Here is a 14,205-nt window from a genome sequence, read left to right as displayed (position 1 = left end):
AGTCCCGCCGCGTTCTAATCGTTGCGTATGCCACCCACCCGTTTTCTGCGCTGCCTGCTGCTGCGCCGCTCGCCCCGCCGGGCCGGGCGGACCGGCAAGCTGTGGGTGGCCCTGGCCGGGCTGGGGGCGGTGGCAGCCCCGGCGGCGCGGGCCCAGGACGTGTACTACTCGCAGCCCTACGCTACCCGCCTGCACCTGAACCCGGCCTTCACCGGCCTGCTCGACGATGCCAGCGTAACGCTCACCTACCGCAATCAGTATCCCACCCTCATCGGGGCGCTGCAAACCACCCAGCTGGCGGCCGACTACCGCCTGGCCAGCCAGCGCAGCGCCGTGGGCCTGCTCATCAACGCCGACCGCGGCGGGGGGCTGAGTTTGACCCGACTCGAAGCCGGCTTCACCTACGCCTACCACGCCCGCCTCAGCCCGCAACTCTACGTGAGCGGCGGCGCCCGGGCCTCCTACGGCTCGCAGCGCATCAGCTACGGCAACCTGCTCTTCGGCGACCAGCTCGCCGACGACGGCCAGCAACTTGGCCCCACGGCCGAGCCCCTGGTGTACGACCCGGTGCACTACCTCTCGCTGGGCCTCGGCGGCTTGGTGTACACGTCCAATGCCTGGGTTGGCCTGGCCCTCGACCACGCCAACCAGCCCGTGGTGGGCGTAGCCGACGACGCGGTGCTGCCCTTTCGGCTGGCCCTGCACGGCGGCTACAAGCACTACTTCGTGAAAACCACCGTCAAGCGCCAGTACCGCGAGGTAAGCGTGGCGCCCACGGCGGCCTACAGTTACCAAGGCGGCTCGCAGCGCCTGGAGCTGGGCGTGTACGGTACCATCACGCCGCTGACGGCCGGGCTGGTCTGGCGCGGGGCAGTGCCCGGCCCGGGCGCTACCCAGCAAACCCTGGTGGCCCTGCTCGGCCTGACCGGGAACGGATTCCGTCTGGGCTACAGTTACGACGTGAGTCTCAGCCAGTTTAGCCGCGAAACCGGCGGGGCCCACGAAATAACATTGAGTTTAACCAAGTTTGATTTGATTGAAGCCGCGAAGCGCCGTCTGCGACGGAAAAATTACGCGGCCCCACCTTGCCCTGTCTTTTGAGAATCAGTAATATTGCAATCTGATTGCCCGCGTCAAGCCTTTTTCGCTCAAGGAGTTCCACATAAACAAGTATGAATCTTTCCAAGTACCTGCCCAAGTACATAGGCCTGGCCGTCGTTGGCGCCTGTGCCCTGTCGGCTTGCAAAAGCGGGCCGCCCTCGGCTCAGAAACCCGGTAAGTACTCGTCCACCACGGGCATCGAGTACAACACCGAGGAAGGCATGAAGGTCGCTGACTACCAAGGCATTCCCGAAGGCCCCGGCCTCGTGTTTATCGAGGGTGGCCGCACGGTTCTGGGTTCGGGCGAGGAAGACGTGGCCATGACCCACGACAACCTCGAGCGCACCGTGACGGTGGCCTCGTTCTACATGGACGAAGCCGAAGTGGCCAACATTCACTGGCTGGAGTACCTGCACTACGTGCGCAAAGACTCCTCCGAGGAATTCTACCAGTCGGCCCTGCCCGACACCACCGTGTGGGCCCGCGACCTGTCGTTCAACGACCCCTACGTGGATTACTACCTGCGCTACCCAGGCTTCCGCTACTTCCCGGTAGTGGGCGTGAGCTGGCTGCAGGCCAACGACTACTGCACCTGGCGTACGGCCAAGGTAAACGAGAACCTCGCCGGTGAATCGGACGCGGGCAGCAGTGATGGCGGCGGTGGCCTGTTCAAGAAAAAGAAGAAGGGTGGCGACGAAGCCGTGGACGAGGGCGCCGAAGGCACCGACTCGGAAGATGGCGAAGGCAAAACCCGCATTGCCATCGAGAACGGCAACACCCTGCCCAACTACCGCCTGCCCACCGAGGCTGAGTGGGAGTACGCCGCCCAGGCCATGATCGGCACGCAGGAAACCGGCAACGAAAACCAGGAAAACAAGCGCGTGTACCCCTGGGATGGTCGCCAGGTGCGTAACCCCTACGGCAAGAAGATGGGCCAGTTCCTGGCCAACTTCAAGCGCGGCCGCGGTGACTACGCCGGTATTGCCGGCTCGCTGAACGACGGCGCCATGATTACCGAGTATATCTACGCCTACCCGCCCAACGACTACGGCCTGTACAACATGTCGGGCAACGTGAACGAGTGGGTGCAGGACGTGTACCGCCCGCTGTCGTTCGAAGACATGGAAGACCTGAACCCCTTCCGCCGCAACGGTGTGCTCGACGAAGCCGACAAGTACGACAAGAAGGGTTACCAGTCGCTGATCGACGACCACGTGCGCGTGTACAAAGGCGGCTCGTGGAAAGACGTAGCCTACTGGTTGTCGCCCGGCACCCGCCGCTTCATGGGCGAAGATTCGGCCACGGCAGCCATCGGTTTCCGCTGCGCCATGATCAACCCCGGCTCCAACAAATAATCACGGATTCCGGCGGATTTTTCGGATTGCCCGGATTTCGTGGACGATTCGGAAAGCCAACCAATTCCAACAAAAAAGCCACCCCTCGGGGTGGCTTTTTTGCTTTTGGGCCTTTCCGCCAGACCCTGACGTGCATCGAAAGCGAAGAGCAAGAAAAAGGATAAACGAAACAGCACCTGAACGACAATCGTCTCCGAAATCTGGACAATCCGAAAAATCCGCCGGAATCCGTGATTAACGGTCGGCGCAGGCAATGGTGGCCACGCTCACGGCCGCGGCGCCCGCGTCGAGCAGCTGCACGGCGCAGGCTTCGAGGGTAGCCCCGGTGGTGAGCACATCGTCGACTACCAGTACATGGCGGCCTTGCACGGCTGCGGGCTGGGCCACCTGAAACACCTCGGCCACGTTCTGCCAGCGTTCGGCGCGGCTCTTGCGTGTCTGCGAAGCCGTGTAGCTGTTGCGCTGCAGGGCCGTGGCGTTCCAGGGCACGGTCAGGCTGGTGGCCAGCCCTTCGGCAAACGAGTCGGACTGGTTGTAGCCGCGCTTGGCCAGCTTGCGCGGGTGCAGCGGCACGGGCACGATGAGCTGCACGTCGGCACCCAGCCCGCAGGCAGCCAGCTCCTGGCCGTACATCCGTCCCAGGGCGCTGCCCACCTCGCGCTGGCCCTGGTACTTGAGCTGGTGCAGCAGGTGCTGCACCCGGCCGCGGCGCAGAAAGCGCAGGTAGCTGAGCACGTGCTGCACGGGCACCCGGCCCCAGAAGCGGCGCATGAGCGGGTTGTCGGCCGCGGGCAGCCGGTGGTAGTCGGTGTAGGGCAGCTGGGCGCGGCAGCCAGTGCAGAGGTGGTCCTCGCCCCGGGTCAGCGACTGGTGGCAGGCCAGGCAGGTGCGGGGGAAAATCAGCGTAACGAAATCGGCAAGAGCGGCGCGCAGCATGGCTCGGATCGGGTTAGGGATGATTCACTGACTGGTAAGCGCGGCGCCCGGGGGCGCCGCGGCGGGCCGCCGGGGTAAGGGTAGCGGGGCGGCCGCGGGTAATTGCCGCTGAATGTAAACCTTTGCACCCGAAAAGCCATTATCTGGCCGGGTCCCCGTACCCGTTACCAATTACCTACTACCCCACATGAGCCTCGTCACCGAATTCAACGACTACCGCCAGCGCATGAACGAAAAGATTCTGGCGGCCGATAACAAGGTCATCAAGCGCTTTTTCAACCTCGACACCAACACGTACCAGGCCGGCGCGCTCGACGTGAAAACCAAGGAAATCGTGGGCCTGGCCTGCTCCATGGTGTTGCGCTGCGACGACTGCATCAAGTACCACCTGGGCAAGTGCCACGAGGAAGGCCTCACCGACGCCGAGGTGTACGAGGTGTTTGCCATTGCCAACCTCATCGGCGGCAGCATCGTCATTCCCCACTTCCGTCGCGCCGTGGAATACTGGGAAGCCCTCAAGGAAGAAACCGCCGCCCCGGTCCCGCCCCACGCCGAGCACAGCGCCTAGCCATGCTGAACCCCGAGGAAACCGAAGCGCAGTTTGAGCACCGCTGGTGGGAGCTGATGAACCTGATGCGCGAGCGGTTCGGCAAAAAGCCCGACCTGAACGCGCTGCTGCTGCTCATCGGCGTGCAGGAGCTGGGCCAGGGCGCCGGCCCGTTTACCAAGGAGCAGAAGCAGGATTTGATGCACATTGCCACCTGCCGCCTGTTCAGCCTCTCGGGCTACTACCAGCTCGAGCGGGTGGACGAAGACGGCTGGCCCCACTACCGCCTGGTAAACCCCGTGCCCTTTGCCACCCTCAAGGAGCAGGAACGCATGCTCAAGTGGCACATGCTGGAATACTTCGCCCAGCTGGAAGACCTGAACAGTTAAATCGTTGGGCGGCGGCAGCGGGAACCCGCGTGCTCACGCGCGAACAACCCCGCTTCCGCCCGCCATCCGCTTATTCATCAGCATCTTGAAAATCATCAGTTACAACGTCAACGGGCTGCGCTCGGCCCTGAGCAAGGGTTTGCTCGACTGGGTGAAGGCAGCCAATCCCGACGTGCTGTGCCTGCAGGAAATCAAGGCCGGGCGCGACGCGCTCGACGTGAGCGGCTTCGAGGCCCTGGGCTACCACTGCTACCAGTACCCGGCCCAGAAACCGGGCTACAGCGGCGTGGCCACCTTCAGCAAGCAGCGGCCCACCAAGGTGACGCTGGGCTGCGGCCACGCGGCCTACGACCACGAAGGCCGCACGCTGCGCCTGGACTTCGATGATGTGGCGGTGCTGAACGTGTACATGCCCTCGGGCACCAGCGGCCCCGAGCGGCAGCAGTTCAAGCTCGACTGGCTAAGCTGGTTTGCCGCCTACGTGCAGAGCCTGCGCGGGACTGCCCCGCCGCTGGTAGTGGCCGGCGACTTCAACTGCTGCCCCACGCCCCTGGACCTGCACAATCCCAAGGCCAACCAGAACACGCCCGGCTACACGCCCGAGGAGCGGGCCTGGTTTGCCAGAATGCTGGCCAACGGCTTCACCGACTCGTTTCGTCACCACCACGGCGACGCCCCCCACCACTACTCGTGGTGGAGCTACCGGGCCGGCTCGCGCAGCCGCAACGTGGGCTGGCGCCTCGACTACCTGCTGACCGACGACGCCCTGCAACCCCGCATTCAGGCCGCGGGTCTGTTACCGGATGCGGTGCACTCCGACCACTGCCCCGCCTTCGTGGAGCTAAGCTAAGGGGCAGGGCGGGCGCAATTATTTCGGCCGCGGCGGGGTTAGCAGCTCAGCAGCCCGGCGCTGCGGCCTACCCGGCCGGTTTCGCCGTATCTTGCCTTCTTCCGGTTCCTTACTCACGCGTCCGTTTTCTCATGCCGGCTACGCCCGTTTCTTCGCCTTCTTCGGCTGCCGCACCCGCGGGCTGGCAGGCCGTACGCCAGCACCTGGAAGGCTTCAAGCGCAAGTTCTACCTCAGCCTGCTGGTGCGCGGGGCCCTGGTGGCCGGCGGCCTGCTGCTGACCTTGTTCGTGCTCTTCAACCTGCTCGAATACTTTCTGTACCTGCCCACCTGGGTGCGGGGCGGATTGCTGTTCGGCTTTCTGGGCCTCACGGTCTGGGCCTTCGTGCGCTGGATCTGGCAGCCGCTGGCTGCCCTCACCAACCTCCGCCGGCTGCTGTCCGACGAGCAGGCCGCCCAGCGCGTGGGCGAGCTGTTTCCGGAGGTGCAGGACCGTCTGCTCAACGCCCTGCAGCTGCAGGGCCAGGCCCGCGACAACGCCCTGATTGCCGCCAGCCTTGAGCAGCGCGCCGGGCAGCTGGCCGGGCTGGAGTTTGCCGACCGCATCCGCATCAAGGAGGAAAGCCGCCCGCTGTGGAAGTACGCCGCCGTGCCGGCCGCTGTGGCCGCCGCGCTGCTGCTGGTGTGGCCCAGTTTGTTTGTGCAGGGCACCGAGCGCATTTTCCACTACCGCCGCGCCTACGCCCGTCCCATGCCGTTCCGCTTCGTGGTGGAAAACCGCCAGCTGCGCACCTTCAAAAACGAGGACTTCAAGCTCACGGTAGTCGTGGAAGGCCAGGCCCTGCCCAGTGAAGTGAGCGTGGTGGTCGACGGGCAGGAGCGGCGTCTGACGAAAGTGGCGCCGGGCCGCTTTGCCTACACCTTCCGCCAGCCCCAGCGCAACACCGAGTTTCAGCTCACGGCCGCGGGCTTCAGCTCCGAAGACTACCAACTGCGGGTGCTGGAGCGCCCCAACCTGCGCGACTTCGCCGTGCGGGCCGAGTACCCGGCCTACCTGCGCCGCGCCGCCGAAACCCTGCCTGCGGGCGAAGGCAACCTCACCGTGCCCGAGGGTACCCGCCTGACTTGGCAGTTCCGCACCGCCGCCACCGAGGAAGTGAAGCTGCAGTTTCTGGACCCGACGGAAACCGTGGCCGCCACCGCCCGCGGCGACGAGCAGTTCACCCTTACCCGGCCGGCCACGCGCAGCCAGGCCTACCAGGTGCAGCTGCGCAACACCGAGGCCGGTCCCAACCGCAACCCCATCGAATACCAGCTGACCGTGGTGCCCGACCAGGCCCCGGCTATTACCGTGGAAGCTTTTGCCGACACGGCCACTCGCCGCTACCTGGCCCTGGCCGGCACCCTGCAGGACGACTACGGCCTGACGCGCCTAGTTTTGCACTACCGCACCGGCCCGACCCAGCAGCCCGGCCCCTGGCGCAGCACCGCGCTGGCGCTGGCCGGCAATGGCCCCGCCCAGACCTACACCCACCAGTGGGATTTGGCCCCGCTGCGCCTCAAGGCCGGCGAGCAGCTCGAGTACGCCGTGGAGGTGTGGGACAACGACGGCCTGCGCGGCCCCAAAAGCACCCGCACCCGCCCGCTGACCTACCGCCTGCCCACCCGCGCCGAGCTGCTGGAACAGCTCGACGCCACCTCGCAGAGCATGCAAAGCCAGCTCAGCAGCGCCCAGAAACAGTCGCAGAAGCTGCAGCGCGAGCTGGCCAAGGCCGAAGACAAGCTCAAGACCAAGCGCGAGCTGAGCTTTACCGACCGCAAGGAGCTGAAGGAGCTGCTCGACCAGAAGCTGCAGATGGACCAACAGCTGGCCGACATGAAGCAGATGTTTGAGCAGCTCAGCCAGAAGCAGGACCAGCTCGACCCGCGCAGCGAAAAGCTGGCCGAGAAAGCCCAGGAGCTGCAGAAGCTGATGGACTCCCTGCTCGACGACAAGACCAAGAAGCTCTACGAGGAGCTGCAGAAGCTGCTCGAGCAGCAGAAGCCTAACAGCAACCTCGACATGCAGAAGCTGCTCGAGCAGCTCGAAAACAAGGAGCAGACCCTGCAAAAGGAGCTGGAGCGCGCCCTCGACATGTTCAAGCAGCTGCAGCTGGAGCAGAAAATGGAAAGCGCCACCGAGCAGCTCGAGAAGCTGGCCGAGCAGGAGCAGAAGCTCAGCGAGCAAACCCAGAAAGCGGCCGACAAGCCCAACGACCAGCGCAAGCAGGAAAACGAGCAGCTGCGCCAGCAGCAGCAGGAAGCCCAGAAAGCGTTTGAGCAGGTGAAGAAGGAGCTGCAGGAGGCCCAGAAGCTCGACCAGCAGCTCGACCACCAGAACAACCTCGACCCCATGCAGCAACAGCAGCAGGAGGTAGATCAGCAGATGCAGGACAGCCAGGAGCAGCTCGGCAAAAACCAGAACCAGAAAGCCAGCCAAAGCCAGAAGGACGCGGCCCAGAACATGAAGGAAATGGCGCAGAAGATGCGCCAGCAGATGGAAGAGGAGGAGTCGGACCAGCAGCAGGAAAACATCGACGACTTGCGCGACATCCTGGAAAACCTGCTCAAGCTCTCCTTCGACCAGGAAGCCCTGATGAAGCAGTTCCGCCAGGTCGACCAGTCGGACCCGCGCTTCGTGCAGCTGGGCCAAAACCAGCGCAAGCTGCGCGACGACGCGGTGGTCATTCAGGACTCGCTGTATGCCCTGGCCAAGCGCGTGTTTCAGCTGCAGAGCTTCGTGACCCGCGAAGTGGGCGAGATGAACGGGCAGATGGACCAGGCCATGGAGCAGCTGCGCCAGCGCAACGTGGGCCGGGCCACCGGCGCCCAGCAGCTGGCCATGACGAGCATGAACAACCTGGCCCTGATGCTCAATGATGCCTTGAAGCAGATGCAGGAGCAGCAACGCCAGAGCATGCAGCAGCAGGCCGGCGGCGGCAAGCCCGGCAAAAAGAAGAAGAAAGGCCCGCCCAGCCCCGGTTCGGGCCAGATGGGCAAGCTCCAGCAGCAGCTCAACGACCAGATTCAGCAGCTGCAGCAGGGCGGCAAGAGCGGCCGGCAGCTCTCGGAAGAGCTGGCGCGCATGGCGGCCCAGCAGCAGATGCTGCGCGAGGCCCTGCAGCAGCTGGAGAAAATGCAGCAGGCCGGCAAAGACGGCAAACCCGGCCAGAAAGGGCAGGGCGACCAGGGCCTGGGCGGCCTCGGTGAGCTGAAAAAAATGATGGAACAAACCGAGGAAGACCTCGTAAACAAGCGCTTGACGGAGCAGACTGTCATGCGCCAGCGTCAGATCCTGAGCCGCCTTCTGGAAGCCGAGAAATCGGCCCGGGAGCGGGACCTCGACAACAAGCGCGAAGCCGAAACGGCCCGCACGGTGCCGCCGGGGTTTCCGCCTGCGTTCGAGAAGTACAAGCAGGAGCGCCAGCGCCAGACCGAGCTGCTGCGTACGGTTCCCCCGGCCCTCACTCCGTATTACCAGCGGGAGGTGAGCGAGTATTTTCAGAAAATGAAATAACGCTGCCTACTTTTACGCCCCGCCGCCTTTCTCCACTCCATGAAGCAGGTCAGAATCCAGATTCCTTCCCTCGTTGAAAACATCCGCGTGGTCGAGAGTTTCATCGACAACTCGAAGGAAACCTTTCACATCGAAGACGATATCTACGGCAACATCATGGTGGCCGTGACGGAAGCCGTCAACAACGCCATTCGCCACGGCAACAAGTTCGACAAGGACAAAAACGTGTTGCTGTCCCTTTCGGTGAATGCCGACCGGGTGACGTTTGAAGTGGAGGACCAGGGCCCGGGTTTCGACTACGACAACCTGTTGGACCCCACCGCGCCCGAAAACCTGGAAAACCCCGGTGGCCGCGGCATCTTCCTGATCCGCCACCTGGCCGACGAGGTCGAGTTTACCAACGACGGCCGCAAGGTGGAGCTGACGTTTTTCCTGCCCCCCGTGGCCGCCGCCAACGGCGTGAACGGCCACGCGCAGGCCTAATTACCCTTTAGCTTCACCTTCCCTTGAGCTTCGCCGACGACGCCCAGCTGCCGCCTCAGCACCCCGAGGACGACGCCTACGACCCCATGCAGGATGCGCCGGGCATCGAGTTCGTGGTGGAAGACGTGGATTTTGAGCTGGCCGATGCCGCCGGCCTCAACGAGTGGATTGAGCGCGTGGCGCGGGTGCACGAGCACGAAATCGTGCAGCTCACCTACATCTTCTGCTCCGACGAGTACCTGCACAAGGTCAACGTGGAGTACCTCGACCACGATACCTACACCGACGTCATCACCTTCGACAACGCCGACGACGCCGACATCATCGAGGGCGACGTGTTCATTTCGGTGGACCGGGTGCGCGAAAATGCCCAGTCCCACGGCGTCTCGTTTCGCGACGAGCTGCACCGGGTAATGATTCACGGCGTGCTGCACCTGCTGGGCTACAAAGACAAGGATTTGCTGAGCCAGACGGCCATGCGCAAGAAGGAAGACGACTGCCTCTCGTTGCGCACGTTTTAAGTTTCAACCGAGTTATTTGCCCAAACGCCCGCCCCGTGCGGGCGTTTGGCTTTTCCGGAACCAACTGCGGCCGTAAATTGCTCTGGCCGGCGTCCGGCTCTTCGCCGTTCCCCGGACGCATTTCACCTTTATGACTGCCTCCTCTGCTGCGCCGGAAATCATTCCCGGCCCCGTGCTCGATTATTACCTCAGCCAGGGTTACTACCGCATGCACCAGGACCTGTTTACCTGCCAGTTCCTGCCCATTGCCGGCGGATTCTACACCGTGCACTGGCTGCGCGTGGTGCTGGCCGAGGTGCAGTTCGGGCCCGCTCAGCGCCGGCTGCTGCGCCTGAACGAGCAGTTTACCAGCACGCTGCGTCCGTTCCGGCTCAGCGACGAGTACGAAAACCTCTACGCCCGCTACCGCGCCGCCATCGACTTCGACGCGCCCGAAACCGTGGAGGCCTTCACCCTGGCCGGCGCCCGCCACAACGCCTTTCCCAGCGGCGTCATCGAGCTGCGCGACGGGCCGCGGCTGATTGCCGTCGGCATCTTCGACGCCGGGCAGCGCAGCCTGGCGGGCATCATGAACTTCTACGACCCCGACTACCGCCGCCACAGCCTGGGCAAGTACCTGATGCTGCTCAAAATCAACTTCGCCCGGCAGCAGGGCATGACGCACTACTACCCCGGCTACCTGGTGCAGGGCTACCCCAAGTTCGACTACAAGCTCTTCGCCGGTCCGGCCGCTACCGAGGTGTTCGACAGCATGCGCGGCTACTGGCTGCCCTTCAACTGGGCCGCCGTCAACCACCATTCGGCCGAGCTGCTGACGGCCTGGCAGGAGCGCGAAAACGAGTTGGAAGACCAGGAGTAAACCCCGCAGCCGCAGCTAAGCGGCGCAGTGCCTATCTTTGCCCACGTTCTGAGCGGGTTACGCGGCTTTATCAAGTTGATTTCAAAACCGGTTCTGCCAGCGCGGAAACGGTTTTTTGCTTTTCGGCACAAAACGCGGCCCTTGCCTGTTCATACCCTCCGACGAAACACCCCTCCCCAGCTATGCTGACCCAGGAATACGATGTAATTGTGGTAGGTGCCGGCCACGCCGGTTGCGAAGCGGCCGCCGCCGCGGCCAACCTTGGCTCCTCGGTGCTGCTCATCACCATGAACATGAACACCATCGCGCAGATGTCGTGCAACCCGGCCATGGGCGGGGTGGCCAAGGGGCAGATTGTGCGCGAAGTGGACGCGCTGGGCGGGCAGTCGGGCATCATCACCGACAAGACGATGATTCAGTTCCGGATGCTCAACCGCTCGAAAGGCCCCGCCATGTGGAGCCCGCGCGCCCAGAGCGACCGGATGCGCTTTGCCGAAGAGTGGCGCCTGACCCTGGAAGGCATTCGTAACGTCGACTTCTGGCAGGAGGCCGTAACCGGCCTGCTGGTGGAAGACGGCACCTGCGTGGGCGTGCGTACCCAGCTCGGCATCGAGTTTCGCTCCAAAACGGTGGTGCTCACCAACGGCACCTTCCTGAACGGGCTCATCCACATCGGCGAGAAAAACTTCGGCGGCGGCCGCGCGGCCGAGCGCAAGAGCACCGGCATCACCGAGCAGCTGCGCGAGCTGGGCTTCGAGACGGGCCGCATGAAAACGGGCACCCCGCCCCGCGTGGACGGCCGCACCCTCGACTACTCCAAGATGGAGGAACAGCCCGGCGACGAAAACCCGAGCAAGTTCTCCTACCTCGACACGCCCACCCTCGGCCAGCAGCGCCCCTGCTACATCACCTACACCAACGAGAAGGTGCACGACATCCTGCGCACCGGCTTCGAGAAGTCGCCGATGTTCCAGGGCCGCATCAAGGGCCTGGGGCCGCGCTACTGCCCCTCGGTGGAAGACAAAATCAACCGCTTCGCCGACAAGGACCGCCACCAGATCTTCGTGGAGCCCGAGGGCTGGAGCACGGTGGAGGTGTACGTGAACGGCTTTAGCTCCTCGCTGCCCGAAGACGTGCAGTACGAGGCGCTGCGCCAGATTGCGGGCTTCGAAAACGCGAAGATGTTCCGCCCCGGCTACGCCATCGAGTACGACTTCTTCCCGCCCACCCAGCTCAACCTGACGCTGGAAACCAAGCCCGTGCGCAACCTCTACTTCGCCGGCCAGATCAACGGCACGACGGGCTACGAGGAAGCCGCCTGCCAGGGCCTGATGGCCGGCATCAACGCCCACCAGCGGGTGCGCGAGCTGGAGCCGTTTATCCTGCGCCGCTCGGAGGCCTACATCGGCGTGCTCATCGACGACCTCGTGAACAAAGGCACCGACGAGCCCTACCGCATGTTCACCTCGCGCGCCGAGCACCGCATCCTGCTGCGCCAGGACAATGCCGACCTGCGCCTCACCCCGCTGGCCCACAAGCTCGGGCTGGCCTCGGATGAGCGCATGGCCCGGGTGGAGCAGAAGCGCCAGCAAACCGCCGACGTGCTGGAGTACCTGAGCAAGAAGCCGGTGGAGCCGGGCGAAATCAACGGCTTGCTCGAAGAGCTGGGCTCGGCGCCCATCCACGAGAAAACCCGCGTGGTGAACTTGCTGCGCCGCCCGCAAATCGATTTGCCCGACCTGCAGCGCGCCCTGCCCGAGCTCGGCCAGTACCTGAGCACCTACGGGGCCGAGGTGCTGGAGCAGGCCAGCATCCACGTCAAGTACGAAACCTACATCGAGAAAGAGCACCAGCAGGCCGAGCGCATGGGCCAGCTGGAAGACCTGCGCATCGTGGGCAAGCTCGACTACCGTGCCATGCCCGCCCTCTCGCACGAAGCCCGCGAAAAGCTGCTGAAGGTGCAGCCCGAAACCATCGGCCAGGCCTCGCGCATCAGCGGTATTTCCCCCGCCGACATTTCGGTGTTGATGGTGTACCTGGGCAAGTAGGAGCCTGTTCAGGAAAAGGTGGTTTTGGTTATGCTGAGCCCGCCGAAGCATCTCTACCGAACAACGAAGCGGTAGAGATGCTTCGGCGGGCTCAGCATGACGGGCTTTTGCTTGCTTCCAAAATTTCCGGTACAAGTCAGGCAGCGCCCGTCACCAGAAGGACAGGGGCCATTTCAGCTGGTATCCCTCTCATTGCAAGCCGGGCAGTCATCATTACAACTCCGACACCAGCCATTGCAAGGTCGGCAGATGCTTCCGCAGCTTTAATGGCAGCCGTTGCAAGCCGGTCAGCCGTCATTACAGGGTCGTCAGTTACCATTGCAGGCTGGTCAGACGCCGTTGCAAACCGGGCAGCAGCCATTACAAGCCCGGCAGATGCCGTTGCAAGCAGGTCAGACGCTATTTCAAGCAGGGCAGATGCCGTTGCAAGCCGGGCAGAAACCATTGCAGGGTCGGCAGAGGCCATTGCTCCCCATCTCCGGCTCCATTACCGACCTGCTTTTACCGGTCACGTGTTACTTGTCACCCGTTACCCATATTTTTGTAGGTAGTAGTCGCAGCCGGCGCCCGCGTTCGGCTGTTTTTGTTTGCCGTCTGAATTGCTTGTTGGTGTCCTACGAACGCGTTGAACAGTGCCCGGTGTGCGGGAAAAGTGAGTTTCGCCCCAAAATGGTCGTCGAAGACCACTCCGTCAGCCACGAGAGCTTTGCCATTGTGCAGTGCGCGGGCTGCGGGCTGCTGCTCACCAATCCCCGCCCCGACGCCGAGCACATCGGCCGCTACTACGAGAGCGAGGACTACGTGTCGCACTCCGACACCAACAAGGGCCTCACCAACCGCCTCTACCAGCTGGCCCGCGTGTACACCCTGCGCCGCAAGGTCAGCCTGGTCAACAAGCAGGCCCCGCGCCGCGGCCGCCTGCTCGACTACGGCTGCGGCACCGGCCACTTTCTGGCCGCCTGCCAGCAGGCCGGCTGGCAGGTAGCCGGCGTCGAGCCCAGCCCCGTGGCCCGCGCCCAGGCCCAGCAGCGCACCGGCCAGCCCATCAGCGCCGCCGACCTGAGCGAGCTGGCCCCCGAGTCGTTCGACGCCATCACCCTTTGGCACGTGCTCGAGCACGTGCACGAGCTCAACGCCACCCTCAAGCAGCTGGTACGCCTGCTCAAGCCCGACGGCGTGCTCATCATCGCCGTGCCCAACGCCGACAGCCCCGACGCCCAGTACTACCGCGAGCAGTGGGCCGCCTACGACGTGCCCCGGCACCTGTACCACTTCACCCCCGCCACCTTGGGCAAGCTGCTGCGCAAGCACCACGTGCCGGTGCGCCAGACCCTGCCCCTGATGCTCGACGCCTACTACGTAAGCCTGCTCAGCGAGCGGTACCGCGCCGAGCGCAACGCCGGGCTGCTGGCCGCCTTCAAGGCCGGCTACCACTCCAACCGCCAGGCCGCCCAGCACGGCGGGCAGTACTCCAGCCTCATTTACGTCGCCGCCAAGGCCGCCAAGTAAGCCCCGCCCGCGCCCGGCAGGGGAGGAGCGCGGTGCAGCCGCTACTTTTGCGC

12 protein-coding genes are annotated in these 14,205 nt (G+C 64.1%); 11 read left to right on the top strand and 1 reads right to left on the bottom strand.

What is annotated here, in order from left to right; genetic code table 11:
- Positions 1–27: 27 nt before the first annotated feature.
- Together ACE191_RS13620 and ACE191_RS13615 are read left to right on the top strand one after the other, a co-directional pair.
- Entirely contained in the window at positions 28–1,101 is a 1,074-nt protein-coding gene (locus tag ACE191_RS13620; protein WP_400192780.1) for a PorP/SprF family type IX secretion system membrane protein, read from the top strand.
- A 71-nt stretch (positions 1,102–1,172) separates the two neighbouring features.
- The gene (locus ACE191_RS13615) at positions 1,173–2,456 is read left to right on the top strand and encodes an SUMF1/EgtB/PvdO family nonheme iron enzyme (protein WP_400192779.1); all 1,284 of its coding nucleotides are present in this window, start codon (positions 1,173–1,175) and stop codon (positions 2,454–2,456) included.
- A gap of 234 nt (positions 2,457–2,690) precedes the next feature.
- Here the strand turns inward: ACE191_RS13615 and ACE191_RS13610 are convergent, their stop codons facing one another.
- Positions 2,691–3,392: a ComF family protein gene (locus tag ACE191_RS13610; protein WP_400192778.1), complete on the bottom strand. Its 702-nt coding sequence runs from the start codon at positions 3,390–3,392 to the stop codon at positions 2,691–2,693.
- A 187-nt stretch (positions 3,393–3,579) separates the two neighbouring features.
- Between ACE191_RS13610 and ACE191_RS13605 the strand changes: the two genes are divergently transcribed.
- The 9 genes from ACE191_RS13605 to ACE191_RS13565 all read left to right on the top strand — a co-directional run bounded on the left by ACE191_RS13605 (position 3,580) and on the right by ACE191_RS13565 (position 14,152).
- Positions 3,580–3,960: a carboxymuconolactone decarboxylase family protein gene (locus ACE191_RS13605; RefSeq protein ID WP_400192777.1), complete on the top strand. Its 381-nt coding sequence runs from the start codon at positions 3,580–3,582 to the stop codon at positions 3,958–3,960.
- Positions 3,961–3,962: 2 nt separating this feature from the next.
- Positions 3,963–4,328, top strand: coding sequence for a hypothetical protein (locus ACE191_RS13600; RefSeq protein ID WP_400192776.1), 366 nt, complete (start codon positions 3,963–3,965; stop codon positions 4,326–4,328).
- Between the two features lie 85 nt (positions 4,329–4,413).
- A complete protein-coding gene (locus ACE191_RS13595; protein ID WP_400192775.1) occupies positions 4,414–5,178 on the top strand; it encodes an exodeoxyribonuclease III in 765 nt (254 codons plus the stop codon).
- A 131-nt stretch (positions 5,179–5,309) separates the two neighbouring features.
- Complete coding sequence (locus ACE191_RS13590; RefSeq protein ID WP_400192774.1) at positions 5,310–8,732, top strand: DUF4175 family protein; 3,423 nt, start codon at positions 5,310–5,312, stop codon at positions 8,730–8,732.
- A 39-nt stretch (positions 8,733–8,771) separates the two neighbouring features.
- Positions 8,772–9,215 (top strand): ATP-binding protein, encoded by a 444-nt coding sequence (locus ACE191_RS13585; RefSeq protein WP_400192773.1) that lies wholly within the window; start codon positions 8,772–8,774, stop codon positions 9,213–9,215.
- Between the two features lie 86 nt (positions 9,216–9,301).
- A complete protein-coding gene (ybeY, locus tag ACE191_RS13580; RefSeq protein ID WP_400193415.1) occupies positions 9,302–9,736 on the top strand; it encodes an rRNA maturation RNase YbeY in 435 nt (144 codons plus the stop codon).
- 130 nt (positions 9,737–9,866) lie between these two features.
- Complete coding sequence (locus ACE191_RS13575; RefSeq protein WP_400192772.1) at positions 9,867–10,595, top strand: GNAT family N-acetyltransferase; 729 nt, start codon at positions 9,867–9,869, stop codon at positions 10,593–10,595.
- A gap of 185 nt (positions 10,596–10,780) precedes the next feature.
- The gene (gene mnmG, locus ACE191_RS13570) at positions 10,781–12,643 is read left to right on the top strand and encodes a tRNA uridine-5-carboxymethylaminomethyl(34) synthesis enzyme MnmG (RefSeq protein WP_400193414.1); all 1,863 of its coding nucleotides are present in this window, start codon (positions 10,781–10,783) and stop codon (positions 12,641–12,643) included.
- Between the two features lie 669 nt (positions 12,644–13,312).
- Positions 13,313–14,152: a class I SAM-dependent methyltransferase gene (locus ACE191_RS13565; RefSeq protein ID WP_400192771.1), complete on the top strand. Its 840-nt coding sequence runs from the start codon at positions 13,313–13,315 to the stop codon at positions 14,150–14,152.
- Positions 14,153–14,205 lie beyond the last annotated feature (53 nt).

Source organism: Hymenobacter sp. B81, assembly GCF_044628455.1.
Classification (GTDB): Bacteria; Bacteroidota; Bacteroidia; order Cytophagales; family Hymenobacteraceae; genus Solirubrum.
The sequence above is the reverse complement of the archived record's forward strand: the minus strand, read 5'-3'. Positions and strand labels throughout refer to the sequence as shown.